Below are 25,543 nucleotides of genomic sequence, written 5' to 3' on the forward strand. Positions count from 1 at the left end.
CGACGAATTAGGACGCGGACTCATTAAGGCGCAGCCACAGCCTGATTGACGCGAGTTGAACGAATGCAAGGTAGTTGGCAGCGAGCCTATCGTAGCGCGTCGCGACCCGACGGCAATGTTTGATCTTGTGGAAGAACCGTTCGACCTGATTGCGAGCGCGGTAGAGATATGGGCTGAAGCAGATCGGGGCGCTGCGATTGCTTTTCGGGGGGATGTTGGCCCACGCACCCTTCTTCATGGCAAGCTCTCTGATCCAGTCGGCGTCATAGCCGCGGTCGGCAAGCAGCATTGCCCCGGATTGCAAACGAGACAGCAGTTTTCCGGCAAGTCGAACGTCATGGGCCTCGCCGGGGCTCAACGCCAGCCGTACCGGCCGACCATTGCTATCGACCACCGCATGTATTTTGCTCGTCAACCCGCCGCGTGACCGTCCCATCGATTGGCGCTGGTTCCTTTTGATGCAGGCTCCATGCTGGTGCACGCGGACAATGGAGGTATCGATCATCTGGACGCCGGTATCATGGGCGCCGGCAAGTGCTTCCATGATACGGCTCCAGACACCCGCTCGCCGCCACCTGACAAAGCGGTTATAACAAGTGGTATACGGACCAAACGCCTCGGGGAGATCACGCCAGGGTGCTCCGGATCGCAAGACCCAGAAAATTCCATTGAGGACACGGCGGTCGTTAACCCGAGGAACGCCACGCGGCTTGTTAGGGAGCATGGGCTTGATGGCAGTCCATTCATAATCCGCGAGTTCGTAGCGCATGATTCGGGCCCCAGTTTGGAAGTTTGAATCACGGCAATCGCACCGAAAGCAACGCCTAGATTTCCTCTGGTCCGGCGCTTACGGGCAGAGCGGACATCAAACAACCGATAGTCCCCGCCGAAACCGTCGAATATGACCCGAAGCACCGTTGGACCTGATGTGGCGAGTTCGCCAACTTAATCGGCGAACAGGCGCACCGCCGAGCGGCGAAGGCCGCTGACGGACGGCATTTTTAGTCGATCCGATATCATCTCTCTGCAAGACGGAATGGAATCTTTTAACGAACTGCCGACTCGAGACCTTGGAGAATTTCACGGGCGCGCTTTATTGAAAAATCATGTGCCGCCCGATCGAAGGACGGGCTCCCCCGCATCATGTAACCGTGGCGCCCCCCGAGAAAGATGTGCAGTTCGACGTTGTCCATACTCGCCGCTAGATCACGATACGCTTCCAGCACCTCGACCGGCGCGCGATTGTCCTCGTCGCCCCAAATGAGACAGACTTGCTCGCGAACCCCGACAAGTTCGTGAAGATAGTCCAGCATCTGGGATCCGTGGCAGCAGATACCGGCGGCATAGCCAAGTCGTTTCGGCCCGAGAATCGCATACGGGCCGCCGTAGCAAAACCCCATGACCACCGCCTGGCCATTGAATTGCGGAATTGTGCCGAGGTGCCTCAAGGTATCGATCATATCGTCTTCGCCGGCCTTGATTTGCTCAAGGCGCGGCTCGGCGCGCTGGGCCGTGCGCGGGTCGTTCCGGGAAAGCGGCCCGGCAATCGAACGCCAGAACAGATCCGGCACCGCGACAACGAAGCCGTATGCCGCAAGCTCGTCGGCGATTGCGAGCATGTCGGTATCCACGCCATGAATGGCGGAAGCAAGCACAACGCCAGCAGCCCGCTTTTCAGGCTCGGGCGTGACCAGATAGCAATCGAACGCGCCGCCGCCTTTCGCGCAAATCCTGCTGAACTTCCCTTGCATCTCGAATCCCACCTTTCGCTTGAGGTGCAGCGGCAATGCCTGGTCCAGCTGGGATGCGCGGTACAGAGATTGCGGCTGCCCAAGACACCGTTATCTATTCCGGTCGGATCTTCGCGAGGCGGATCACTTTGGCCCACTTCTTGGTTTCACCGGCCATCAGCTTGCCGAAATCGCCGGGCGAGCCGCCGAGTGCCGTCGCGTCGAGACCACGAAGACGCAACCTGAACCCCGGATCGGCCAGAACGGCGTTGGTCTCGTTGTTGAGCCTGTCGATAATCGCGGCCGGCGTGTCCTTCGGCGCGCCGAGGCCGAACACCGAACTCGCCTCGTAACCTGGCACGAATTCGCCGATGGCTGGAACATCCGGCAGCGCTTCGGATCGCGCGGCCGTCGTTATCCCAAGCGCACGCAGCTTGCCGCTCCCGATGTAGCCGATCGATGGCGCCAAGTTCACAAAGACGACCTGTACCTGCCCGCCGAGCAGATCCGTGATCGCGGGCGCAACGCCTCGATAGGGCACATGCTGAAGATCGAGTCCGCCGGCTTCCTGCTTGAACAGTTCCGCGGCGATATGGGTGATCCCGCCCACGCCACCCGAACCATAGGAGAGTTTCCCGGGATTGGCTCTGGCATAGGCGATGAACTCTGGAATTGTATGGGCAGGAACCGATGGGTGTATCACCATCACCAGGGAGCCACGGGTCAGACTCGCGACCGGCGCGATATCCCGCAGGAAATTGAAATTAAGATTTTCGTAAAGCGTTGCATTGATCGCGTTGGGGGAGCCAACCAGCAGGAGAGTGTAGCCGTCCGGAGGCGCACGCACGACCGCATCAGTGGCGATGTTGCTTCCCGCTCCGGGTCGGTTCTCGACGATGAATTGCTGGCCCAGCCGCTCCGAGCACCATTGCGCCACCAGACGCGCAAGGATGTCATTTGGCCCGCCCGCGGCGAAGCCAACCATGATGCGCACTGGCCGGGACGGGTAAGTATCGGCCCGAGCCAAGCCCGACAGCAGAGGTGGCGCAGCCATCCCCATTGCGAGGTGCAGAAATTGACGTCGGGAGGGCGTCATACGCATTGCTCCGTCGAACCTGCACTCGCACCGGCTCTCTTCAACGCGCTGAAGATAGTTGATGCTGTCATAAGCGCATAAGGCTATTGTCTGATGAGATCATCTCAAAACGGAAATGGGTACTCTCATGCAGATGAGTGATCGCATCGGAAAACGAATGAAGCTGCAGGACCTGCATGTGCTGATGGCGGTGGTGCAGGCTGGCAGCATGGGCAAGGCGGCGCTCATACTCGATACCACCCAGCCTAATATTTCGAGATCGATCGCGGAGCTTGAGCATGCGTTCGGCGTCCGCTTGTTGGATCGCCACCGGCGAGGGATAGAACCGACGGAGTGCGGCCGCGCCCTGCTCGATTGCGGTAGCGCCGTCTTCGACGAACTACGCCGCGGTGTGAAGAGCATCGAATTTCTGGCCGACCCCACCGCTGGTGAAGTGCGGATTGGAACCACGGCTTTTCTGGCGGCGAGCTTCGTCTCCGCTCTCATCGATCGGCTCTCCCGGCGTCATCCGCGGATCAGATTTCAGCTCTTGACCGGCTACCTAGAGACACTGCACCGCGATCTTAGCGAGCGCAAAGTCGATCTGTTAATCGTGCGGAGCAGCGGCCCGATGACTGACGAGCGGTTGCATTTCGAATTTCTTTTTGAAGATCACTATGTCGTCGCGGCTGGTGCGAAAAATCCTTGGACGCGGCGCCGCGACATCCAACTCTCGGATCTGGCGGAGGAACGTTGGGTGCTTCCACCGCGGGAGAGCGTGATCGGATCAATCATCACGCAAGCCTTTCGCGCCGGCGGATTTGAATATCCACGCGCGACGGTCGTCACTGATTCCCCCCATATGCGGGTCAGCTTGCTGGAGACAGGGCGGTTCATCACGGTTTTCCCGTCTTCCGCACTGAAATTTCTCACCAAGAGGGCAGCGCTTAAGGTGTTGCCCGTTGAACTGCCGGCGGCACGTCGACCGAACGGGATCGTCACTGTTAAGGATCGCGCCGTCAGCCCGCTTGTGCAGATCGTCATTGACAGCGCCCGTGAGCTCGCAAAGCCGACGGCGAAACGAAAGTGACAAACCGTATGTCTACTTTGGGCCATCGCGACATATTGCGCTGCGGCACGGACTTGGTCGCTATTGCGGTGGCGGACATCGCCTTGTCGCATCTCGGCGCTGGGTTTATGGGTACATGGCCTAGGGCTTGCGCCGCAGCACTTGCTGATCGACGCCAAGCGATTGAAGGAGATCGATATCCCCCAGCAGGCCATCATCAAGGGCACCAAGTCAGCCAGCATCGCTGCGGCGTCGATCCTCGCGAAAGTCGAGCGCGACACGGTCATGCGGACTCTCGACGTCCGATATCCCGGCTACGGCTTCGCGGATCACAAGGGCTATCCGGTGCCAGCTCATTACGAAGCTCTCGCCAGGCTTGGTGCATGCGCAGCTCACCGGAGATCGTTCGGACCAGTCCGCAAGGCTCTAGGGCTACCGCCCCTGCCGCCCTGGCCTTCAGCAGCCGAGCGCGAAGCCGGCTGACCAGGAGTTTTTGCTCCGCCTCGGGTGCCTTATTTTCGCGGCCAACTCCTTTCGCGAACGACGTCCTTAGCCTGTTTGTCGGACCGCAGGCCGAGATAGACTGGCTGGCGCAGCTCTCCCTTGCTGGTCCACTCGGCGAACTTCACCTCCGCGACCAACGAAGGACGCACCCAGGTCGTGACCTGCTCATCCTTTACCTTGGCGGGAAAGGGCGACTTGGGCGTCTTGAGCTTCAGGAGCTTGCCGTGAAGCTCTCCGAGAACCTGGTGGCTGAAGCCGGTGCCGACGTGGCCAATGTACCTCCATGCCTCGTCCTCGCGTACCGCCAGCACGAGAGCGCCGAAGAAAGGCCGGGTTCGCCTAGGCGCCGTGAACCCTGCGATCACGACCTCCTGCCGCTGTGCCGTCTTCACCTTCAGCCAATCAGCGGTCCGGCGTCCCGAGGCGTACGCGCTGTCGGCGCGCTTGGCCATGATGCCTTCGAGATGTCTCCGCTCGGCTTCTGCGAAGAACTTAGTTCCCTTGCCTTTGCGGTGGTAGCTGAATGCGATCAGCTTGTGGCGCGGCAGGATGCTCTTGAGCCGCTTCTTGCGCTCGAGGAGCGGCAGCGCGCGTAGGTCTTCGCCGTCCGCGAACATGAGGTCGAACGCGCAGTACAGAAGCTTGGCCTCATGGCGCAGGGCATTCTGGAGCAATTGGAAATGGGATGCGCCGTCCTTGCCGATCGCGACGAGCTCGCCATCGATCACGGCATCCGCCTTCACGCCCTCTAGCGCTTTCGCGACCTCGACGTAGGAGTGGCTGATGATCTTTCCATTGCGGCTGTAGAGCGCGACCCGACCACCCCGGACTTCCGCGACCATACGAAAGCCATCGTATTTGTCCTCGAAGACCCAATCGGCATCGTCGAACGGCGCGTCCGTCAGCGTGGCCAGCATGGGCTGCAGGCGACGAGGCAGGGTCGATTGTCGGGCCATGGTTCGATCTCTCTACAGGGCCGGCAACGGCCGAAACGAGGAGGATGGAAGGCGAACCCGCGCGATATCATCAGCCGCGACCGTCCCGCCAACCCGTACCACGCCCAGCACCCCGGACTTGAACGGAGGGCCCGTTTGCGCCGACGAGAGGACCTGCCGCTTGAGGCCAGATCGGAAGCGGTCGATGAGGACGCAGGGCGTCCGGAGGCCCGTCAGCTCGACGACCGCGGACGGCCCGAGCTCAATCAGGGTCCCGAGTGGCATCCGTTCGAGATCCAATCCGGCGGTGGTGACGTTCTCGCCGAGGTCGCCTGCGCCAACCTCGAAGCCAGCTTCTAGGAGGGACGGGAAGAGTTCGGACGGGATCAAGTGGACTTGCCGGAGATTGGGCAGGCGGGGCCGGCGGCGTGCCAAATAGCGGTGCCGGACGAAAGGGCCGGCGTGGGCGTCGCCTTCGACGCCGTGGCCTTGCACCAGCATTATGCGCTCCTGAGTTGGTTTGCTGAAGTGGTGCCCGCGCTCGGCGGCGACCGCCACGACCCTGCCCGCGAGCGCCAGATCGTGCCCCTGCGACATCAGGCGGCGCGCGCGAGCGAGCGCCGCTTCTGACGCAGATAGCGCGTGATCTCCGGGAGCGTCATCGCGTTCAGGACCCGGTCGGCAGGGACACCGCCCTTGCGGGCCATCTGAACGCCCCAGTGCATGTGGTCGAGTTCGGGGATCGAGTGCGCGTCGGGATTGATGCTCAGCATACAACCGAAGTCGAGGGCGGCCTGGTGCCAACGCCAGTCCAGGTCGAGACGCCATGGGTGGGCATTGATCTCGACCACAACGTCGTGCTTGGCGCACGCCCGCAGCACCTTCTCTACGTCGATTTCGTAGCCCGGCCGTCGCTGGAGCTGCCGCCCCGTCATGTGGCCGATGATGGTGGTGTGAGGGTCGGAGATGGCCCGAAGCAGGCGCTGCGTCTGCGCCTTGCGATCCAGCTTGAAGCGCCCATGGATGCTGGCGACCACGAAATCGAAGCGCTCGAGAACGTCGTCGTCATAGTCGAGCGACCCGTTCGCCAGGATGTCGGACTCGATACCCTTGAGGATCCGGAAGTCCTTGCCAAAGCGCTTGTTCAGTCGATTGGCTTCCCGGTGCTGCTGCGCGATCACCTCAACGGAGAGACCGCCGGCATAGTGGGCAGACTTGGAATGGTCCGCCACGCCGAAGTACTCGAAGCCGCGCTGGCGCGTGGCCTTAGCCATGGTCTCCAGCGTCTCGGTGCCGTCGGAGGCATCGGTGTGGCAGTGAAGAATGCCGCGCAGGTCCTGGTCGGTGACGAGCTTCGGGAGCTTGCCTTTCAGAGCCAGTTCGAGCTCGCCGCGGCCCTCGCGGAGCTCGGGATCGATGAAGGGCAGCCCGAGCGCCTGGTAGATGTCCGCCTCCTCGCCGGCGATCAGCGTGCCGCCCTCGTGCAGGCCGCCAGGGTCCAGCCGCATGCCCTTCTCGGCGGCCAAGGCTTGGAGCTGCTCGATGTGAGCGGCGGAGCCGGTGGCGAAGAGAAGGGCAGCACCGAAGTGCTTTCGGTCGGACACGCGGACTTGCAGTCCTTCGGCCGATGGCACGGACGTCTTGTCCGGCTTGGCAGCCTCCGCAACGATTGCGAGATCGCCGACGAGTTCGCAGCCGCGGCGGAAATCGCCGGCGATTGTCACACGCTTGAGTTCGGGGCGTGACGTGCGGATCGAGTCCTTCGAATGCGCGAGCAGCGCGGCAGCGCGGTGCAGGTGGAGGCGGCCTTCTCCGCTTTTGGCGATCGCGAGGTTCTGCAGGATCTTGGTCTGTAGCGCGGCGCCGAGTCCTTTCGCCTTCTTGATGCGGTCGCCCTTGGCGGCGGCCTCCAACTCCGAGAGCGAGCCGATCCCGAGATCCTTGTACAGGCGCAGCACCTTCTCCGGACGAAGGCCGGGTACAGCGAGCATCTCGAGCACGCCCGCCGGAATCTCCTTCCGCAGCTTTTCGAGGCTGGGGTGACTGCCCGTCTTGTGAACCTTGGTGATGATGTCGGCAATAGCATCGCCGACGCCCGGGATCTCGGTGAGCCGGTCCTCGGCGATGAGCACATCGAGCGGGTCGGCAAGAGCCGTCAGGCTATCCGCGGCCCGAGCGTAGGCTTTTACGCGGTACGGATTGCCGCCGCGCAAGGCGCTGCGCTGCGCATATTCTCGAAGGAGGCCTGCTACCGCGCGGGTGTCGAGGGCTGGCACTCAATGAGCCTCCCGCCCCATGTGCTGCGATGCCGGTGGAGCGACACGACGTCGATCGCTCGCGACCACGTCAGCCTCCCGATCGAGCGACCTCTCGAGCTTCTGCGCTGCGCGGAAGTCCTCGAGGTGCTGCATGTTTGGAGCGTAAGCGGCCTCTTTCTTCAGGAGGTTATAAATTCGTCCCACCACAAGCTGCAGGTGCTTCATCTTGCCCTGCGGCATCGAGCGGGCCTTGCACAGAGCCCGGACGGCATAGGCACGAAAATAGTCAAAGGCATCTGACATGATTCGATAACGTCCGTTGTCGTCTATGGTTCGGAAGCGGGCCTCCAGCTTGCGGGAGACGCGGCGAGCAGCTCATGGGCCGTATAAACGGCGCTCGCCGCAACAACCCGGCCCGTCAGCCGGCAGGTAGGAAACGGGTGTGGAACCTGCGAATCCTGGCGGCGTTGCACCCTCATTAATCATTCGCGATAGGAGTACCCGATGGCTGCAAAGAAGAAGACCGCGCGAGGGCGCAAACAGGACCGAGCGCGGGTAGCCAAGGGACAGGACTATGAAATCCGCTACGAAGCGAAGAAGACCGGCCGCTCGGCATCGGCGGTGAAGAAAGCCGTCAAGAAGGTCGGGAATTCCCGCAAGCGCGTCGAGAAGCGCCTCGGCCGCTAGATTCCGTCAAATCCTGCCGGAAAACCGCGTGAAGGCGGTCAGCCTCTGCACGGTTGGCTCGACGTCCTGCATGTAGATCTGGGTACGAAGGAAGGCGATCTCGTCGTCGAGAGCGGCCTCGTGGACGTCTATGAACCAGGACTTGGGGCGCCCGTCGCTCCCGTCGTTCCAGCGATAGCCTCGCCGCTTCAGCGAGTCCTTGAGCTCGAACGCGGTCTGCTCCGCCCACACCCGCATCGTCGGCTTGCGGGCGGTCTCCAGCAGCAGGGCCAGCGCCGGCGAGCCCGTCGTCGGCAGTTCGAGAGCGAGAACCTCCAGCAGAGCGTGGCAGTCGTCGACCGCCCGGTGCGCCTGATGGAAGTAGCCGGCTCCGTGCAGCAGATAGCCGAGCTGCGAGCCCGCGAAGCCGTGTTTGCGCCAGTCGATCTCACTCATGCTGCAGCCCCAGGCCTTGTGCTCGAACACAGGCCAGTAGCGCTCCGCGAACATCCGGTCGAAGCTGCTGTTATGTGCGATCACGATGACTGCGTCGTCGACGAATGAGGTCACAGCCGCATCGTCGAATTTGTGGCCGGCCACGTCTTCATCTGTGATGCCCGTGAGTGCCGTCACTTCCGCGGAAATCGGCACACTAGGCTCGTTGAAGGCGGAGAAGGTGTCGCGGACACCGATGATCCGCCCGTCCGCAGCGTAGTCGAATTTAACCATCCCGAGCTCGATGATCTCGTCCTTGGCGTGGTCGAGGCCGGTCGTCTCGGTGTCCAGAAGGATGCCCGTCCTACAATCCTGCCCGACGGTCGGCTGGTACGCGGGCCGCGGCACCAGGCGCCGCAGCACCCGGTAGTCCGCCGACCGGCTCAAGGCCTCCGCCATCGCGGCCAGATTCGTGGTGTCCCGAAGCATGGATATGGCTTGGCACGATATCTCGCCAGGAGGTACTTGAAAAACAAGCGATTCACGGGCTTTTCGGCTGGCATCGGCCCATTAGAGCCCTGCTGCGGGCTGCCGCTTCGCCCCGGACCAACCGATGCCCGCGCGCTTGTGCTCAGCTCAATCGTCGACCGGATATGACCAGGCCCTACCGTTGGGAGCGTTCTGCTCGAGCCACTTGTCGGCGGCCTGCTTGGAGGCGAAGAGCTTGGCCCAGGAGGCGTCGCCGATCGCTCGGGAGTTCTCATCGGCTAGATGGATCCAAACGGAAGTTTGCCGCTGCCCGCCATCGACCTCGTATTCCCAGGCAACGCCCTCCGGATCGTGCTTGTCGAACCATCGGTCGGCCGCCTCTGCGGACGCGAACACCTTTACCCATTCCGGATCGCCGACATTCCGCTGTTTTCCATGCTCGTAGTCGTTGAGATAAAGCCAGGCCGTCCTTCCGGTCCGAGTCAGCTCGGCCCGATGTTCGACGGCGGCGTTGACCTTCTGCCGGTCGACACGATCCTCTCGAGGGAGAGAGGCGAGAGTGGCGTGGATCTCGGACGGGAGCCCTGGTCTGTCGCCGGGCTTTTTGTTGGCCCATTCGATCCAACGGTCGAAGGCGTCCGTCATGAGGGCCTCCTTTGCTTCGCCCGAAATGGGCTGTCCATCGTGAACGCGTCCGGCCTGACGCCATTCTCGATGCGCGCCCAGGTGACGGGCGCAGCGATCGGAAAGGATGGGCGCGCTCGCGGCGAATAGGTGCCGATGGCGGTCGTGCCGCGTCCGTTGCGCAGGTAATCCAGGAAGATCCGGCCGCTGCGCCTCGCTTGCGCCGAAAGGAGGTAGCGCTCGGGCTGGCGCGCGGCAAAGTCGGAACAGAGGCGGCGCGCGAAGCGATGCGCTTGATCGTGCAGCATCGGCGTATCAAGCGGGGCCACCAGATGGATGCCCTTGCCGCCAGTCAGCTTCGGCCAGGCGTTCAGTCCTTCGCGCCTCATGAAGGCCCGGAGTTCGAGCGCGGTGTCGGCGACCTGCCCCCAGTCAACGCCGTCGCCGGGATCGAGATCGATGACGATGCGGTCCGCGTGCTCGATATCCTCGATCGTCGAATTCCAGGGGTGCAGCTCGACGGCTCCGATCTGCACCAGGCCAAGGAAGCCATCCAGGCTGTCGACCCACAGGCGCGTGCCTTGGCCTCCCTCGCGCTTCTGGATGCGAAGCTGGTGGACGGCTTCCGGAATATCCTTCGGAAGCGGCCCCTTGTGGTAGAAAGTGGTGCCGTGAAGGTGCCTCACCATCTTGAGAGGCCGGTGGCCGAGATGCGGGAGCGCCTTCTTCCATACCCGCTCCCAGTAGTCCGCAAGCTCTTCCTTGGAAGGCACGACCGCGTCGGGAAGAAGCTGCAGGATGTTTTCCTTGGGAATGCCCAGCTTCGGCCGTCCGGAAGAGGGCACCAGGCGCGGCGCCTTCACCTTACGCATCGGAAGATCGTCCCGAAGTCCTTTGAAGACGGCCTCTCGCAGCAGGCCATCGTCGGTCAGCGCGCCATACTCCACCTCGGCATTCACGCTCGGTTCGACCCAGGTGGCCTTCGGCTTCTTGACCTTCATGTCCAGCGGCGATGTGCGGCGGATCAGCGGATCCAGCCGCTCGCGCAATTCGCGCGCGGCTGCCTCGGTGTAGCCGGTGCGCACTTTGCCCGCGTAGAGCAGCTTGCCGTTCTCACGGCGGCCCACGTAAAGGGAGGCTATCTTGCGCGGGTGAGCTCCGAGCTTCTCGACGAACGCGACGATCGGAAACCTCTCGCTCTTCTTGCATTTGAGCTTGATCCAGGTCTCCTGCCGGCCCGAGCGGTAGAGCTGGCCGAGCCGTTTGGCGATCAGACCTTCGAGACCGAGCTCGCAACCTTTCAAGAAGACCTTGTCTCCGTCGGCTTCGAGAGCCTCGACGTAGATGAAGGTCTCCGGCGCCGCCTTCAGAAGCTCGTGCAACAACTGCTTGCGATCCTCATACGCCGCCCCGCGTAGATCGTACCCGTCGAGGTGCAGGAGATCGAAGGCGTGATAGCGCACACGCTCGCTGCGTTTGCGCCCGAGCTCGCGCCGAAGTTGCTGGAAGTCGGGCAGGCCGCCCGGGCCGTAGACGACGGCCTCACCGTCGATGATCGCGCTCTTCGCCTTCAGCTCGCGAGCCGCGGCTGCGATCGAGGAAAACTGCTCGGTCCAATCGAGTCCCGTGCGCGAATAGACGGTGACATCGCCAGCTTCCAGATGCAGTTGCGCACGGTAGCCGTCGGCCTTGATTTCGTAGACCCAATCCTGACCACGTGGCGGTTTCTCGCGCAACGTGGGATCACACGGCTCGATATAACCTGGAATAGCAGCTTTGCGCGCGCCGGCAACGCGCGGTACTCCCGAACGAGACTGACGCAACGCCACGGCACACATGCGGACTCAACGCGCACCGCCGGAATCGTTCCGTCCTGCCGCCGCGGCCGGGGGTTGGCAGCGAGTCGCTGGGATCGGTGCAGCGGCTGCCCTACGGGAGCGCCCTGCCCCTCAGATCGTGAGGCGTCGCCGACCTCCGGATCAGCCTGCTTGCCACGCGGGTCTCCGCCGCAGGTCAATGGCTGGGTCGTTCTCCACGGTCTATGACAACCGGTCTGCGGTCCCGGCCAGCTTCAATTTGATGCGCGCGGGAGTCAGGCGTCGAGTGCGAGGGAGACCTGCACCTCGCAGCCCTGCGGAAGAGGCCGTCTCACCACGGTGCCCTTCATCTGCGTCGCGAGAAGGCTGACGAGCCGGGTGCCTAGCCCGCTCTTGACTTCGGCCGGACAGCCCGCGCCGTCATCCTGCACCGTCACTAGGACGTGGCCGTTCCTGGCGCGAACGTCAACCTGCACTGCGCCGCTGCGCCTCTCCGGAAACGCATACTTGAAGCAGTTCGTCACGAGTTCGTCGACGATCAGCCCGATCGAGGCCGCCTGCGAGCTTCGCACCTCTATATGGTCGCAGCGAACGCCGATCGTGATGGCGCGGACGCCGCGATGGAAGTCGGCGAGGCTCCCGCACAGGGACTGGATGTACGGCGCGAGCGCGATGCGGCTGCTGTCGGCGGTATCGCGCAAGCGGTCGTGGACCTTCGCGACCACGTCCACCCGGCTCACCGCCGACGCGATCGCCATTTGTACGGCCGGATCGCTTTCATCGGAGCAACGTGCCCTCCGGGCTCCATGTTCCGATCGACAACGTGCGCTCCCCATTGCCTATGCGTCTCAAGCCGCGTTGGCCGCTCCGCGCCATTTCGTCAGCTTGTCGGGGAGAACGCGTATCGGCTTGAACTCGGTTTCTACGTCGTTCACGCCATTGCAACGTGGACAGACGAAGCGATGCAAAATCGTGCTTGCCGACGATTGGCGAACCAGCGTCGACATGATCCATATCATCTCGACCCTGCAGTTCACGCAGGCGGGCGGCTCCAAGCCGGCGAGTGAGTCCTTCAGACGATCTACCACGCGAGCCGAGCCCCTTTCGGCCACCATAGCACGGCCACGGCAGGCGTTTGTATCATTTGGTACAGAAGGGGGCGCGGTCGGCTCGAAGCTAACGGCTATTCAGTCCTGCGCGAGGCGCAGGGAACGGGGGATTCTTCTGGTCGTTGGCGGAGCTGTGGGGCGTACTGAGGAGCCGTCGCGATGTTGGAAACCAACGATCTGCTGGTGAAGTGTCCCCGATGCGGTGCGTGGCCGATGGCCGTGAGCGCGCAGAGAAGCATGGTTGCTCAGCCTGAGGTATCCTTTCGCTGCTCGCGCTGCGGCAGCGAGGAAGCTGGACGGCTGCGCGTTGCGGGGCCGTATCTCGCCGGTCGCGGGCGAGACGCTGCGTGACTGGATGGGCCGCCGGAGTCGCGGCCCTCGGAACGCACCTCGCACGGGCGACTTGATGGATCAGAGGTCAACCTGAAAGTGGAGACGATCATGAAACCTATCCTGGCCGCTGCGTGCCTGGTTGCACTGGCATCGATTTCACCGGCGAACGCAAAGGGCTGCATCAAGGGCGCCATCGTCGGCGGCGTTGCGGGCCATATGGCCGGGCACGGCAAGCTTGGTGCCGCCGCGGGCTGCGTGATCGGGCATCATGAGGCCAACAAGCAGAAGAACCCGAACGACTCGAATGCCCAGGCGCCCGGAGGGCGGAAATAGCGGCCGCGGGCCTTGGCCTCAGGGACGCCTCGAATGAAGATCCGCTCGCACTCCGAGAGCCACATCGTCGAGCTCGAAGACGGCTCGCGCTGGCAGATCTTTCCGGGCGATCTCGACCTGACGCTCGACTGGAAGCCCGAGACCGATCTGACGGTGGTGGAATCCGAGGACGAGGTGGCCACGCACGAGCTGGTCGGAGGCAGCGCGAAGGTGCGTGTCCGGCCCGCCGGCGGGAGCTGGCCGGCGAGCGAAGTGAAGGACGCGCTGAAGGACGGCTGACGCATGAGCGAAGGACCGCAACCCGCTCGAAGAAAGCGGGCCGGGAAGGCGATGGAAGACGAGAAGACCCGATGATCGAGGAAGCGCTGAGCAGCACGACCGGCAAGCTGCTCGGAGAGCGAAGCGAGGCCGATCGGACCCAGCGCTCCGCCTGATCCGGTTCGTCCGCTCAGGGACTGGCAAGTTGCTCGGTGGAGCACCAATTCGTTTGTAGACGCCCAACACGCGGGAGGTGCGATGTCGACCTTGGCAAAGCTGCTTGCGCGCAAGCAGGCGCTCATGGAGCGGCTGGAGCACGATCCCGGTCCCAACGAACGCGAGGAGATCGAACGGCTGCTCGCGCAGCTCGAGACGGCGCTTAGTCTGCTGGCGCCAGGAGACGCGGCCGCCACGCCGAGTGCGGAATAGGACGGAATGCAGATCGGCCTCGGCAGCCGTATTGCCGCCGAGGCCGATCGCGCTCTCAAAACTGTCAAATGCTTTGGCCGTCCGACCCGCAGGTCCGGGCTTCGTTCCATCGAACGTATGCCCGCGGGTCGCTCTCGGAGCCGACACCGTGTCTGCGGTCGCAAAACTGAGGCGGAGCCCGGAGTGCCTAGGAGTCCGGGTCTCCGCAACCGTAACAGCACCGGAGCGCGCGCTCATGCCGCTCGGTACGAAACCAACTCTAGACCAGCCGGTGCGGTTCGCTTTGAGCCAGCTCAACTTCGCGTGGCTGCAGCAGTCCTCTCGGGGCCCCTTCCTCAGGGTATCCCGTTCGCGGCAGAGGTCGTCCACCTTCGCCCGCATCCGGTCCAGCAGGAGCTCGGCGCGGCGGTCGCGACGCCAGCCCGTTGCAGCATTCGGATCGCGCACCCCTGAGCTCGGATCTGCCCGCGCATGCGCGTGATCTCGGTTCTCATCCAGTCGAGCTTCACAGCGTGCTCAGATCGTCCGGGACCTCGCCGAACTTCCGGATCAGCCTGGCGTCGCTGAAGTCCCCGCTCGACGGATCTCCGGTTCGACTGAACGCGATGGCGCCAGCGTGGCCGGGCTTTCGGGACAGCGCCTCGGCCCTCATCACCGCGGCGTTGGCGCTCAGGCACTCCGCGGGCTCCCCGGCGGCCACGCCGTCGTCGGAGAAAACGAACGGTAGAGCGACATAGTAGGTCACCTCAGCCATCTGCCTCATCCTTGCGTTCTCGCGCTCCTGGAAGCCGTCCGCGGGCGTAGCCGGTGGACACCTTCGACCGGAGCTCTTCGAGCTGGGTCTCGAGGAAGTCGTTGGCCACGATCAGGGCCTTCACGGCTTGCCGGGCGTCGCCTCCGCAGGCCGCGATCGCCTGGTCCGCGGCGGCCTCAAGACCGTCAGGGGCCGATGCGGCCTGGTCGGACGTGGCGTTCATCCGATTATGTTCCCGCTTTGTTCCGAGGAGTCAAGAGGCTCCCGCCGAATTCCCATGGCGCGGCAGCGGGCACTGAATGAATCTCCGGGATCGGCGGCTGGACTGTCGGAACTGCCGCCTGCCGTTCGTCTTGAATCCAAGCCGCCTCGAACCGGAGTTCTGCGTACATGGCCCCCCGCGCTAACTGGAAAGGCTTCCTGCGTCTGTCCCTGGTGACCTGTCCGGTCGCGCTCTATCCGGCCACTTCCGAGAGCGAGAAGATCTCGTTCAACCAGCTCAACCGGCAAACGGGCCACCGCATCAAGTACCTCAAGGTCGACGCTGACACCGGTGATGAGGTGCCGAACGAGGACATCGTTAAAGGCTACCAGCTCGAGAAGGACCAGTTCATCGAGGTCACCAAGGAGGAGCTCGAGGAGATCGCGCTGGAGTCCACGCGCACCATCGAGATCGACGAGTTCGTCGACAGGTCGGACATCGACCCGCGCTATCTGATCCGCCCCTATTACATCCGCCCCGACGGCAAGGTCGGCCACGACGCCTTCGCAGTGATCCGCGAGACCATCCGCGAGATGGACAAGGTCGCGATCGGGCGGGTAGTGCTGACTAACCGCGAGCACATCATTGCGCTGGAGCCGATGGACAAGGGCCTTGTCGGCACCCTGTTGCGCTACCCTTACGAAGTACGCAGCGAGCAGGAGTATTTCGACGAGATCCAGGACGTGAAGGTCACTAAGGACATGCTCGATCTCGCCAAGCACATCGTGAACCAGAAGGCTGGGCGGTTCGATCCGGAGAAATTCGAGGACCATTACGAAACCGCGCTGATCGATCTCATCAACCAGAAGCGCGCGGGCAAGGCCATCCGGCCAAAGGAACGGCCCAAGGGCGAGAACGTCGTCGACTTAATGGAAGCGCTGCGACAGAGCGTCGGGCGAGAAGCCGCACCGACCACGGAGGCCAAGCCCGGCAAGAAGTCGAAGAAGGCGTCAGCTGGCCAGAAGGAGATGCTGATGCCGATAGCCGGCAAGAAGCCTGCAAAGGATGCCGCGAAGAAGCCTGCAGCAGGAGCGCGGCGGAAGTCGGCTTGAGGTCCGGAATCCCGTGGCTCCTGATGACAGTTGCGGACTGACACGGGAAGAGGACGCGCATGTCAAGGCTGGGCTTCGGATCGGAACAGCGGGGTGGAATGTTCCTCAAAACTGCAAGGAAAGGGTTGGCGGCGCAGGTAGCCACCTTGAGCGCTACGCGCGGGTCTTGAACGCCACCGAGATCAACTCATCGTTTCACAAGCCGCACCGGCGTTCGACCTACGAGAAATGGGCAAGCGCGACGCCGGATGATTTCCGCTTCTCGGTGAAGGTGCCGAAATCTGTCACTCATTCGTCACGGCTTGCGCGACCTGAACTCGATCGGTTCATCGAAGAAAGCGCCGGCCTCGGTGCGAAGCTGGGGGTTTTGCTCGTTCAGTTTGCGCCTCGCAAGATGTTCGTTGAGTCAGACGCGGAATTCCTGTTCGGCGCACTGCGGGAAGGGACCTCAGCCGCTCTCGCGTGCGAACCACGTCACGTCAGCTGGTTCACGCCCGAGGTCGGTGCTTGGCTCAGGGAGCATCGGATCAGCCGCGTCGCTGCGGACCCGGCGCGCGTGCCAGATGCCGACCTGCCGGGCGGGTGGCCGGGACTGCGCTATTTTCGGCTCCACGGAACGCCGCGTATCTACTACTCCGCCTACGACGGGGCATACCTTCGCGCACTGAAGTCACGCCTCGGTGCTGCACCGTCCGGCGAGACCTGGTGCATCTTCGACAACACCGCCGCCGGCGCAGCACTCCAGAACGCACTCGATTTGCGCCCTTGAAAGGCCTCTTGGCAGAAGTCGGTTTCCCTCACATCCTGCATTTACCGAGAGCCCTTGAATTTCGCGCGCCTGCGCCTCTCCTATTCGGCGACATCTTCTTGCCAGCCAGCGCGGACTTTCCACCACGAGCTCATGCAGGTCGACGAACGGAAGCTGCCGCGGCTTCAGGCGGCGAGTTGAAGAGGAACGCAGGCGGCAACTGCACGTTCGAACTGATCGGAGCCGCGAGACGCGCTTCGAAGCCCCAAAAGGGAGGATCAGTCATGAGGTCTGTCGCAAGCGCACTTGCTTTCGCTCTGACACTTTCGGCGCCGGCCGCAATTGCCCAAACCACAACACCCGACGTCTCGACCGCGCCAAGCGCCCAGAACTCGGGCGCCGGCATCGCGGGCCAACCCGGCAACAAAAATGGTCCTGCTGCCAAGCCTGGCGATACGGTCGGCTCCAGCACCACGCTCAACCAACAGAATCCAACGGTGCAGCAGCAGGACACGTCCAACATCAAAGGGCTGCCGGGCAACAAAAGCGGCCCGCCGGCCAAGAAGCCCGAAAGCAAGTGACGCGGGGCCCGGGTCGGCCTAGGGCGGCGTACAGTCCGGACGATCTCGTCCGATCGTCTTGATACGCTGCCGCGCACGGGATGCTCCGCAGTGCGGCTGGAGGCGGAGGCGTGCGGGACCGCCCCCGGATTCGTACGGAGCTGAGCGCCACCGGCCGTTTACCTTAGTAGGCTACGACGTTCCGCATCATGGGTGACGAGTTCGATCCTAAGGGCCGTGCGGAAGAGGCGATCAAGGAAGCCGTCCTGGCGGATGGCTCCGAACGGCAGCGCTGGCTCCGGCTCGCGCAGGCTTGGCTCGAACTCGCCCGCATCCGTTGCCACGCGAAAAGCGCGACAGCCGAACTAATCGGGACTTGAAAGGCACTCAGGGCACGTATCGCCGATAGAATTCAAGACGTCGCGCAATTCCTGGGCGGCCTGGTCCGGGGACAAACCCTCGGGCGGCTCCTGCCTGGCGATGTCCAATGCGTGATCGCGCGCATGAGGGTCGGCCCGATCCCTAGCCCAGCCGTGCTCCTCGCATTCGCGGATAGCGCCCGCCTCCTGCAGCACGTGGATCGCCCAGCCGCGCAGCGTCCGGATCGCCGGTCGCCTTTCCTCCGTCATCGGCATCGAGGTCGCTCCTGCCAGGACGAATCTATCCGCCCTCCTGCTAGTTCCGGGCGGTTAGCACGGGTCAGAGATTCGCAAACGGTAGGGCTGAGGGTTGTCCCCCTGTTCCGCGTCGCTGTGCATAAACCAGAGGCGCTGGCCCGATGGAACGGGCCGCCTCGAGTTTGATCGGCGTTGCCAGCCCGAACGCGCGAGGTGTATTTGCTAGGCTTGGTGCCTCTGAAGTAGCAGGAGGGGTGCATGGGTAACTGGCTCGTCGTTCCCAAGGGGACAGGCTTGGCGAGGCGGACCCGAGCGCGTCGCGCCGCGCAATACGTCCGGATGTCGAGGGAACTCCAACGCTACTCGATCAAGAATCAGATGGCAGCAATCGCCACCTATGCCGAGGCGAACGCTCTTACAATCGTCCGCACCTATTCGGACGAGGGCCGCAGCGGCCTCCGGATCAAGGGACGGCCGGGTCTCATTGAGCTGATTGAGGACGTGCAGTCGGGGCAAGCCGACTTCGACCACATCCTCGTCTACGACGTCAGTCGCTGGGGCCGCTTCCAGGACGTCGACGAGAGTGCCTACTACGAATTCTTGTGCAAGCGGAGCGGCGTGCAGGTCGAATACTGCGCCGAACTCTTCAAGAACGACGGCACATTCGTCTCCGGAATCGCCAAGAGCCTAAAGCGCGGTATGGCCGCAGAGTGGAGCCGAGAACTTTCGGTCAAGGTGCACGCGGGGCACTGCCGGGTCGCGAGCCTTGGATACCGCGTCGGCGCTCCCGTGGGCTACGGCCTCCGGCGCTTGATGGTCGACGAGAGCGAGCATCCGAAGGGCTTCCTCGAAAAGGGCCAGTTCAAGGCTTTGCAATCGGACCGCGTTCGACTGCAGCCCGGCTCCGTCGAGGAGGCAGCCGTGGTCCGGATCATTTTTGACCAGTTCGTCAACGGCCGGAAATCCTACAGCGACATCCGGCGCCAACTGAACGATGCCGGCATCGCCAATCACAACGGTCGGCCGTGGACCGACGGCATGATCCCGACCATCCTCGCGAACGAGAACTACATCGGCAAGACCGTCTACAACCGTACCTCGCGACGCTTAGGGCAGAAGCTGGTTAAAAACCCGGATCACGCCTGGGTCCGGGGCGCTGCGGCGATCGAGCCTATCGTGGACCCGGGCATCTTCGCACGCGCACAGAAGCTGCTTGCCGAGCGCCGCGTGGAGATTCCGGAAGACGAGATGTTGCTGCGCCTTCGCCTTGCGCTCCGTCGGCGCGGTAAGCTCAATTCCCGCATCATCAACGAAACCCTAGGACTCAATCACGTCTCCTCCTACGTGAAGCACTTCGGTTCACTGCGGAAGGCCTATGCGCTGATCGGCTACGTGTCGCCGCGCGACTGCGACTGGATCGGCACCCGGGAGTTTTGGGCTGCCGAACAGGCGAGGCACGCAACCGAGCTCGCGGAGGTGTTGCGAAAGGACCTTGGTCTTCGGCCGGAGCTCGCTCAGGAAGGGATCGGCGTCGATGTCGAAGGCAGGCGCGTAGTTTCGTTTCTCGTCGCGCGACGGCTGGCGCGACGGGGAACGGATCACGCTGCGCAATGGAAGGCCTATCGAAGGCAGATCTCATCCGGCCTGCTTGCCGTGATGCGGTTGGATGCGGCAAATCGCGAGATCGAGGATTACGTTCTACTGCCTGCCTCGTTGAGGTCGGGACGCTACGTCTGGCTTGCATCAAGCTCCCTTCGCCGCCATCGCGGAGCGCTTTACCGGGAAAGGGAGACACTGTTCGCGGCCATCAAAGCAACGCTGGCAAAATCCACTCGTGCCGCCCCAACCAGCTCAGCACCGCCGAAAAAGCGATCGAGATCAGGCCAGCCCACAGCCAAGGGCTTCGGCGGGCGGCGCTCACGGTGCGGAGGTACAAAATTGCACCGATGAGAGTGCCGTAATTCCTTCGGAAGTCACCGTTCAGTTTCGCGATCTTGGACAATTCCGAGGAGGTGTCCACGTCATTCGCCATCGGGCTGGCTCCTTCGTCTCGCTAGGACCAGCGCGTTATGAACCACTGTTTTGCCCGACGGAGCAAGACAAAATTTCGCCTTATCGGAATTTTTCTGGGTCGTCTCCAAGTCGCCCCATTGCTCGAACCGCTAGGCGGCCTCGCCGATATATCTCTCCTCACTCCGTTTCTGGTTGATGAGATTCAACAACTGGGCGGAGGCCCGCGCGTCGCATAGGGCGCGGTGGTGATTGTCGAGTGATATGCCGTAGATCTCGCAGAGCTTCCCTAGTCCGTAGGACTTGTGTCCCGGATAGCGCCGCCGCATCCCGGCACATGTGCAGAGCTTCGGAAATCTGAAGCGCCGCCCGATCCGCTCGAATTCGTAGGAGAGGAAACCGTAGTCGAAGCTGACGTTATGGGCGACGAAGATGCCGTCGGCCATGAACTGCATGAAGGAATCCGCGACTTCGGCGAACAAAGGCGCGTCGCGAACCATCTCGTTCGTGATGCCGGTCAGCTGGACGATCTTGGCTGGAATGGAACGCTGCGGGTTGAGGAGAGAGTGCCACTCGTCCACGACCTGGTGGTTGCGGACCTTCACCGCGCCGATCTCGGTGATGCGGTCTCCGTTCGACCATGAGCCGGTGGTCTCGATGTCGACCACCACGTAATCCTGCTCGGGGTCGAAGCGGTAGTCGACCCGACCGATCTCGGCCACAATGCCGGCGTCGCCGAGTTGGCGGAGGCGGGTCAGCTGATTGCGGCGGATCACGTCCCCTTCGGCCTTGACCTCCATGAAGGACGCCTTGCCGTCCTGGACCAACATGAGGTCGGGGAAGCCGTCCCGCATGCCGCGGAAGTCGTCGCACATGCTGCCGAGGATGCTGGCGACGCCAGCCGGATCGGACCCTTCGAGCAGCGCGCGCAGCGCCTCCACTTGCACGTGATCCCAGCCGAAGATCCCGTTCGGGCGGCCCCATCTCGCTGCGACGGTGCGGAGGATCAACGGGAGGGCGGATCCGGATGCGATGGCTGCCAGCTTCTCGTCGATCGTCGCGGCGAAGAGCCGGCGGAAGCTGCGATCCTTCAGGCAGTGAGGTAGCCAATCGAACCCGCTGGGCATCCGGGTGCTCTCGAAGAGCTCGTCCCAGAAGAGCAGGCCGAACAGGCTGTGCCACAGCACATTCTCGGTGAAGAAAACCTTGGTGCCCTCGCGCCGCAGCACGCCGGCGACGCCCGCCTCGGGATTGCCGCGATGAGTGTCGTCTACGGTGATCGTGCGGCCGGACCGCAAAAGTTCGGTGTGGAGACCCGTGCGCCGTCCGCCGAACTTGCGGGCATAGAAGTCGGTAGCGAAAAGGTGTTCTTCGTCGCTGGCGGGATCATCGATCATGCGCTGCAGCAGCGCTTCGGCCTCTGTCTTGTCGCCCTCATTGTAGAGCAGTCGGACCAGTCGCTCGTTGCAGTCCGGCGAAGACCCCGCCCGATAAAGCGTAAGGGCGAGATCCCTTTCGCCTGCTTTCTCGAAGAAAAGCCCAGTTCGATGCGCGGCTCGGCTGCGGAGATCGGCGGCGAACTGGGTCATGCAGGCGGGTCCGCCGAGCACGTCGACGGCCGCCCGTCTGTGGGCAGGCTCCGATCCGTCCTCCAGACTGTCCAGAACCTTGCTGTAATGGAACGAGGCGAGCGCCTCCTCGGCATCGGTGAAGCGCGCGCTGAACGAGGTCTCTTGGTTGGTGCGGAGGATTCCCAGGTCGCGCAGCGCGAAGTTCTTCAGATCCACCTCGGTCTTGCCGAAGTAGAGGTAGAGCAGAAACTCGATCGGCTGTGTCCCGTCGAGCGCGATGAAGTTGCGGGCGCCGCAGTGCTGCGCGGCGACCGAAAAAGGGATGCGCTCCAGGTAGTAGTCGACGAACTTCGGCTTCGGCCAGGATTTGCGGACGTCTCCTCGCCCCGCCGCCTGCGCTCCGGTGACGAGGATGTCCTTCGGCAGGGATGAGACGAAGGCCGCATAGTCTGCCTCGCCGAGCTCGCGTGCGTGACCGGCCGCGGTCAGATCGGCTGCCGCACTCTCGACGTCATCGATCTCGGGGTAGCTGAACAGGGATCGGTTGAATATGGCACCCCGCCTGTTGATCATGCGGACCAAGAGGCATCGCGCATCTCTCGTAAGGCCCTCGAACCGCGCTACGAACGCGTGATGCTCCGGACCAAGCACGGAGGCGTACGTCCGCTGCACGAACCCCAGCATTTCGGTGAAGTGGTTCAGGTAATAGTAGACGGGCAGTTGGGGCAGTTTGGCCAAGCAGACCTTCGCGGCAGGAATCGTTTGTTCTATTTTTGTTCGAGAGAAGTCCTCTGAGTCAAGCGCCTAGGCGCTACAGGTAGCTCGAGCCGTGGACTTCGGTGGTCGCCGGCGCAGCGTCTTCCTTCGCGCCCCGAGCAACGATCTTCAACGTCCCGTCCGGTAGGGGCCGCTGCAGCGTCAGGGCTTCCTCCGCCGGCGCGGTCATCCAGGTCTCGACCTCGGCGGGCTTCGTTAGGATCACCGGCATCGCCTTCGGGTGGATGGCGCCGACCTCGGCGTTCGGCTCCGTCGTAAGGAACGCGTACAGGTCGTTGGTGGTCTCGCCTTCCTTGACCTTCCTGACCGACGTCCAGTTGGTCCAGATGCCGGCGAAGCAAAGCAGCGGGCGGGTCTCGTCGAGCGCGAACCAGATGTCGCCGCCCTCGGCCTTGTTGAACTCGCTGAATGAGTTGAAGGGCACCACACACCGGTTCTCGACGCCCAGCCACCGTGTCCAATGCTTCGACGTCACGTTCCGGATGTTGGTGGTTCCGGAATCCGGCTCCATCCGGAGCAATTCCTTGAAATCGACCTGTTTGCCCTTTGCCTGCAGTTTCTCGGCCCGCTTCTTCGTCGCGTCCATGAGCGCCTTCGACGACGACGGCATACCCCATCGGGCGGTCGCGAGCTCCCGACCTGCAGCGCCATTGCGGACGATCGGCGCCGTGTAGTCGGGAAAGACGCCGGGCATCGTCGCGAGATTGCCGACGTAGCGGTTGACGACGCGGAACAGCGCGCTGATGGCGGCCTGGTTGGTGGTGATCGAATAGAGATTGCAGATGTGGACGGCCCCCCACTTGCCAGGATTGTAGCAGACTTCTGACCAGATCGCTTGCTATCAGATGTCCGGCCTGTTTGCGCGGACAAAGTCCGCTGGCCGAGATGGTGTTCGCTACGCACGCTCCAAGCACATGGGCGACACTCGTGGTGCCAGTGTAATCTTCGGAAGCTCGCGCGTATCGACCGATCGGTCCTTCCATCTACTGCGTCCTGCAAGTTCGTGGGCAATCCGCCGAGCAACCTCGCTCGCGGTCCGATTTCAGATCAAGTCGGCATGGCTGCTACCGGCTGGTTGTACACGCCGCCCGATATCATCAAGCGCCAAGCGATGCGGGCAAACTTGTTGGCCAATGCCACCGCAACCAACTTCGGCGGCTTTCGCTCCAGCAGTGAGGCGAGCCATGGTGTGGGCTTATGACGACCCTTGCGGATATGCCTCAGCAGCGCGGTGGCACCGACAATCAACGTCGATCGCAGTACAGAATCTCCAGCCTTTGTGATGCCGCCGAGTCTTTGCCGGCCGCCAGTTGAATGATCCTTGGGTGTCAGTCCGAGCCATGCCGCAAAGTCGCGACCCGATCTGAACGTCTCGGGCGGCGGTGCCTTCATGCTGAGCATCGACGACCCAATCGGACCGATGCCGGGAATTGTCGCAATACGCCTGCTGATGTCATCCTCGCGATGCCACTTCATCAGCTTGGCCTCGATCTTCGCCAGGCGGGCTTCAACCGCGGCATACTCGTCCGCCTGAAAGCGGAAGAGATCCCGCGCCATTTCCGGCAGGCTATCGTCTTCCAGCACACGTTTGATGAGTGCGGCTACGTTCTGCCGGCCGGCGGGGCCGACGATACCAAACTCAGCGGCATAGCTTCTGAAAGCATTGGAGAGCTGAGACTTCACGCTGACCAGGCGTTCTCGCACGGTCATCAACATGCAAGCCGCTTGCCGTTCCTTCGATTTCACCGGTACGAACCGCATGCTGGGCCGGGTGACCGCCTCGCACAGCGCCTCGGCGTCGGCCGCGTCGTTCTTGCCGCGTTTCACGTAGGCCTTCACATACTGAGGTGGGATTAGCTTTACCTCGTGTCCAAACGATTGCAGCAGGCGCCCCCAATGGTGCGAGCTGCCGCAGGACTCTATGGCGACGAGAACTGGCGGAAGCCGCTCGAAGTAGCGGATCATCTCGGCTCGCCGAAATTGGCGCCGAACGACCACTACCTCATTCTCATCAACACCGTGAAGCTGGAACACCGACTTCGAAGTATCCATGCCGATACGAACGGGAATATTCATTAGACTTTCCTCTCATCTTCCGTGACGCCGAGGGCGCCATCAAACCGTGGGGATGAGAGGCCGTCCACACCAGCACAAGTCTTCAAATCTCCTGGTCCGGATGGCGCGCCCGCACCGCCAGTTGCAGCAGGGTGGCGGCCGGTCGTCGTTCCGCCTTTGCACACTTGCTGCAGCGAAGTCGGCTGGCCAGGTCGTGGACGAAAGTGGTCGGCGGATGGCGCAGCGTGGCCATGTCGACGTCGCGGGCGGCTTTGCAGCGGGAGCATTCGATCTGTAGCCAGCTATAGCCGCCGTTGATGGCTTGGTCGATCGTGGGAGAAGGGTCGATCGGCCCGCCGTCCGCCCAGATCCGTTCATTCCACGACTCGGAGAGCAATTTGTCGGCCTGACGAATGAGGGCCTCACCTTTGGCACGGGTCTCGCCGGCCTGCGTCGCAAGAATCGTCGTCATAGCGCGCGAGCGGCCGAGCTCCTTGGCGAGCGCCTTGCGATCGCCGCCGGAAAGTGGCGTCGGATGATGTTTCGGTGGCATAGCAACATCCCGGCCGCGCCGACGGCTACTCGAGCGTAGGCCAGCAGCCGTCTTCTTCATGTCGCCCAGTCCGCTCCGCGCAGGTACTGTCCAAGAGCCGCCGCGCGACATCCTTCCAGAGCGCCTCACGACTATAGAGGCGCACGGCGTCTGCCTTCTGGATCTCGACCAGCCTCGAGCAGCGGCGGCATCCCACTCTCAAGAGATGTCCCGGAATTTGGCTGAGCCGCAGCGTCGCTCCGGAGGGGACCGACCGCCCATCGGCTCGAGGGTCGTCCAGTATTGCCTGCCAGTACTCTGCCGGTAGATCGCTGTTGGGCGCCAAACCGGGCTTCTGCGGTATCTTTCTGCCGACGAGAGCGGCCATTTTATCCATCTGCTTCGGTCTCGGCATGCGCCAGCTCGCGGGTCGGTCGCTCATGCTGGAATAGAACATAACAAGAACATTGAGTCGAGTGGGACGAGAACCCGCAGGGCAAATAAACTTATGCGGTCGTCCTAAGCGCCGAGAGAGGCTTGC

General features: G+C 62.9%; 30 protein-coding genes and 1 pseudogene. 11 read left to right on the forward strand and 20 right to left on the reverse strand.

The features are described 5' to 3' along the window. Positions 1-7: 7 nt before the first annotated feature. The 3 genes from XH81_RS12175 to XH81_RS12185 form a co-directional block, all read right to left on the reverse strand. Entirely contained in the window at positions 8-769 is a 762-nt protein-coding gene (locus XH81_RS12175; protein ID WP_083859327.1) for an IS5 family transposase, read from the reverse strand. A 277-nt stretch (positions 770-1,046) separates the two neighbouring features. Continuing rightward, positions 1,047-1,787, reverse strand: a complete 741-nt coding sequence (locus XH81_RS12180) for a dienelactone hydrolase family protein (RefSeq protein WP_038949298.1) — start codon at positions 1,785-1,787, stop codon at positions 1,047-1,049. 58 nt (positions 1,788-1,845) lie between these two features. Continuing rightward, the gene (locus XH81_RS12185) at positions 1,846-2,826 is read right to left on the reverse strand and encodes a Bug family tripartite tricarboxylate transporter substrate binding protein (RefSeq protein ID WP_038949296.1); all 981 of its coding nucleotides are present in this window, start codon (positions 2,824-2,826) and stop codon (positions 1,846-1,848) included. Between the two features lie 157 nt (positions 2,827-2,983). On the opposite strand from XH81_RS12185, the gene XH81_RS12190 reads away from it, so the two are divergent. Together XH81_RS12190 and XH81_RS12195 are read left to right on the forward strand one after the other, a co-directional pair. Then, entirely contained in the window at positions 2,984-3,895 is a 912-nt protein-coding gene (locus tag XH81_RS12190) for a LysR family transcriptional regulator (protein WP_162131341.1), read from the forward strand. Positions 3,896-4,006: 111 nt separating this feature from the next. Continuing rightward, a pseudogene (locus tag XH81_RS12195) lies at positions 4,007-4,357 on the forward strand (ribonuclease HII); the annotation flags it as partial. Between the two features lie 29 nt (positions 4,358-4,386). Here XH81_RS12195 and ligD (XH81_RS12200) read toward each other — a convergent pair. Genes ligD (XH81_RS12200) through XH81_RS12215 form a run of 4 tightly spaced genes read right to left on the reverse strand, consistent with a single transcriptional unit; the run spans position 4,387 to position 7,874 of the window. After that, the gene (gene ligD / locus XH81_RS12200; RefSeq protein ID WP_271596208.1) at positions 4,387-5,334 is read right to left on the reverse strand and encodes a non-homologous end-joining DNA ligase; all 948 of its coding nucleotides are present in this window, start codon (positions 5,332-5,334) and stop codon (positions 4,387-4,389) included. 12 nt (positions 5,335-5,346) lie between these two features. After that, a complete protein-coding gene (locus tag XH81_RS12205) occupies positions 5,347-5,910 on the reverse strand; it encodes an MOSC domain-containing protein (RefSeq protein ID WP_038949292.1) in 564 nt (187 codons plus the stop codon). Further along, positions 5,910-7,589 carry a DNA polymerase/3'-5' exonuclease PolX gene (locus XH81_RS12210; protein WP_038949291.1) on the reverse strand — a complete coding sequence of 560 codons (1,680 nt, stop codon included), beginning with the start codon at positions 7,587-7,589 and terminating at the stop codon, positions 5,910-5,912. The genes XH81_RS12205 and XH81_RS12210 overlap by 1 nt, the downstream gene beginning before the upstream one ends. Continuing rightward, a complete protein-coding gene (locus XH81_RS12215; RefSeq protein WP_244429150.1) occupies positions 7,590-7,874 on the reverse strand; it encodes a hypothetical protein in 285 nt (94 codons plus the stop codon). A gap of 201 nt (positions 7,875-8,075) precedes the next feature. Between XH81_RS12215 and XH81_RS12220 the strand changes: the two genes are divergently transcribed. Then, positions 8,076-8,258 (forward strand): DUF3606 domain-containing protein, encoded by a 183-nt coding sequence (locus XH81_RS12220; protein WP_038949288.1) that lies wholly within the window; start codon positions 8,076-8,078, stop codon positions 8,256-8,258. A 6-nt stretch (positions 8,259-8,264) separates the two neighbouring features. Here XH81_RS12220 and XH81_RS12225 read toward each other — a convergent pair whose 3' ends face one another. The 5 genes from XH81_RS12225 to XH81_RS12245 all read right to left on the reverse strand — a co-directional run bounded on the left by XH81_RS12225 (position 8,265) and on the right by XH81_RS12245 (position 12,609). Then, the gene (locus XH81_RS12225) at positions 8,265-9,161 is read right to left on the reverse strand and encodes a 3'-5' exonuclease (RefSeq protein WP_038949287.1); all 897 of its coding nucleotides are present in this window, start codon (positions 9,159-9,161) and stop codon (positions 8,265-8,267) included. A gap of 147 nt (positions 9,162-9,308) precedes the next feature. Further along, on the reverse strand, positions 9,309-9,806 hold the full coding sequence (locus tag XH81_RS12230) for a hypothetical protein (protein WP_049806612.1): 498 nt from the start codon (positions 9,804-9,806) through the stop codon (positions 9,309-9,311). Further along, positions 9,803-11,623: a DNA ligase D gene (gene ligD, locus XH81_RS12235; protein ID WP_271596209.1), complete on the reverse strand. Its 1,821-nt coding sequence runs from the start codon at positions 11,621-11,623 to the stop codon at positions 9,803-9,805. Before ligD (XH81_RS12235) ends, XH81_RS12230 begins: the two co-directional genes overlap by 4 nt. Positions 11,624-11,877: 254 nt before the next feature. Further along, positions 11,878-12,438: a sensor histidine kinase gene (locus XH81_RS12240; protein ID WP_271596210.1), complete on the reverse strand. Its 561-nt coding sequence runs from the start codon at positions 12,436-12,438 to the stop codon at positions 11,878-11,880. A 12-nt stretch (positions 12,439-12,450) separates the two neighbouring features. Next, positions 12,451-12,609 (reverse strand): hypothetical protein, encoded by a 159-nt coding sequence (locus XH81_RS12245; protein WP_157158080.1) that lies wholly within the window; start codon positions 12,607-12,609, stop codon positions 12,451-12,453. Between the two features lie 543 nt (positions 12,610-13,152). Here XH81_RS12245 and XH81_RS12250 point away from each other — a divergent pair. The 3 genes from XH81_RS12250 to XH81_RS12260 all read left to right on the forward strand — a co-directional run bounded on the left by XH81_RS12250 (position 13,153) and on the right by XH81_RS12260 (position 14,064). Further along, complete coding sequence (locus tag XH81_RS12250) at positions 13,153-13,377, forward strand: hypothetical protein (protein WP_038949282.1); 225 nt, start codon at positions 13,153-13,155, stop codon at positions 13,375-13,377. A 33-nt stretch (positions 13,378-13,410) separates the two neighbouring features. Next, positions 13,411-13,656, forward strand: a complete 246-nt coding sequence (locus tag XH81_RS12255) for a hypothetical protein (protein ID WP_038949281.1) — start codon at positions 13,411-13,413, stop codon at positions 13,654-13,656. A 237-nt stretch (positions 13,657-13,893) separates the two neighbouring features. Then, positions 13,894-14,064, forward strand: coding sequence for a hypothetical protein (locus XH81_RS12260; RefSeq protein ID WP_193375314.1), 171 nt, complete (start codon positions 13,894-13,896; stop codon positions 14,062-14,064). A 505-nt stretch (positions 14,065-14,569) separates the two neighbouring features. On the opposite strand, the gene XH81_RS12265 is transcribed toward XH81_RS12260, so the two are convergent. Beyond that, a complete protein-coding gene (locus XH81_RS12265; RefSeq protein WP_038949280.1) occupies positions 14,570-14,818 on the reverse strand; it encodes a hypothetical protein in 249 nt (82 codons plus the stop codon). Then, positions 14,811-15,041, reverse strand: a complete 231-nt coding sequence (locus XH81_RS12270) for a hypothetical protein (RefSeq protein WP_049806610.1) — start codon at positions 15,039-15,041, stop codon at positions 14,811-14,813. The genes XH81_RS12265 and XH81_RS12270 overlap by 8 nt, the downstream gene beginning before the upstream one ends. Before the next feature lie 167 nt (positions 15,042-15,208). Here XH81_RS12270 and ku point away from each other — a divergent pair, with 167 nt between their 5' ends. The 4 genes from ku to XH81_RS12290 all read left to right on the forward strand — a co-directional run bounded on the left by ku (position 15,209) and on the right by XH81_RS12290 (position 17,820). Continuing rightward, complete coding sequence (gene ku / locus XH81_RS12275; protein ID WP_038949278.1) at positions 15,209-16,132, forward strand: non-homologous end joining protein Ku; 924 nt, start codon at positions 15,209-15,211, stop codon at positions 16,130-16,132. A 13-nt stretch (positions 16,133-16,145) separates the two neighbouring features. Continuing rightward, positions 16,146-16,901, forward strand: coding sequence for a DUF72 domain-containing protein (locus XH81_RS12280; RefSeq protein WP_312015371.1), 756 nt, complete (start codon positions 16,146-16,148; stop codon positions 16,899-16,901). 263 nt (positions 16,902-17,164) lie between these two features. Next, positions 17,165-17,461, forward strand: coding sequence for a hypothetical protein (locus XH81_RS12285; protein WP_038949276.1), 297 nt, complete (start codon positions 17,165-17,167; stop codon positions 17,459-17,461). A gap of 188 nt (positions 17,462-17,649) precedes the next feature. Continuing rightward, positions 17,650-17,820, forward strand: coding sequence for a hypothetical protein (locus XH81_RS12290; RefSeq protein WP_085971794.1), 171 nt, complete (start codon positions 17,650-17,652; stop codon positions 17,818-17,820). Here the strand turns inward: XH81_RS12290 and XH81_RS12295 are convergent. Continuing rightward, entirely contained in the window at positions 17,806-18,075 is a 270-nt protein-coding gene (locus XH81_RS12295) for a hypothetical protein (RefSeq protein ID WP_038949275.1), read from the reverse strand. The genes XH81_RS12290 and XH81_RS12295 overlap by 15 nt on opposite strands. A gap of 240 nt (positions 18,076-18,315) precedes the next feature. Here XH81_RS12295 and XH81_RS12300 point away from each other — a divergent pair, with 240 nt between their 5' ends. Next, the gene (locus tag XH81_RS12300; protein ID WP_271596211.1) at positions 18,316-20,007 is read left to right on the forward strand and encodes a recombinase family protein; all 1,692 of its coding nucleotides are present in this window, start codon (positions 18,316-18,318) and stop codon (positions 20,005-20,007) included. A gap of 212 nt (positions 20,008-20,219) precedes the next feature. Here the strand turns inward: XH81_RS12300 and XH81_RS12305 are convergent, their stop codons facing one another. The 5 genes from XH81_RS12305 to XH81_RS12325 all read right to left on the reverse strand — a co-directional run bounded on the left by XH81_RS12305 (position 20,220) and on the right by XH81_RS12325 (position 25,444). Next, complete coding sequence (locus tag XH81_RS12305; protein ID WP_212477377.1) at positions 20,220-22,376, reverse strand: exonuclease domain-containing protein; 2,157 nt, start codon at positions 22,374-22,376, stop codon at positions 20,220-20,222. Between the two features lie 73 nt (positions 22,377-22,449). Next, complete coding sequence (locus XH81_RS12310) at positions 22,450-23,199, reverse strand: SOS response-associated peptidase (protein ID WP_038949273.1); 750 nt, start codon at positions 23,197-23,199, stop codon at positions 22,450-22,452. 263 nt (positions 23,200-23,462) lie between these two features. Beyond that, positions 23,463-24,491 carry an IS110 family transposase gene (locus tag XH81_RS12315; protein ID WP_271596212.1) on the reverse strand — a complete coding sequence of 343 codons (1,029 nt, stop codon included), beginning with the start codon at positions 24,489-24,491 and terminating at the stop codon, positions 23,463-23,465. An 82-nt stretch (positions 24,492-24,573) separates the two neighbouring features. Then, a complete protein-coding gene (locus XH81_RS12320) occupies positions 24,574-25,023 on the reverse strand; it encodes a hypothetical protein (protein WP_038949272.1) in 450 nt (149 codons plus the stop codon). Positions 25,024-25,048: 25 nt separating this feature from the next. Continuing rightward, positions 25,049-25,444 (reverse strand): hypothetical protein, encoded by a 396-nt coding sequence (locus tag XH81_RS12325; RefSeq protein ID WP_271596224.1) that lies wholly within the window; start codon positions 25,442-25,444, stop codon positions 25,049-25,051. Between the last annotated feature and the right edge of the window lie 99 nt (positions 25,445-25,543).

It is taken from the genome of Bradyrhizobium sp. CCBAU 25360 (assembly GCF_028128695.1).
Lineage (GTDB): Bacteria > Pseudomonadota > Alphaproteobacteria > Rhizobiales > Xanthobacteraceae > Bradyrhizobium > Bradyrhizobium ottawaense.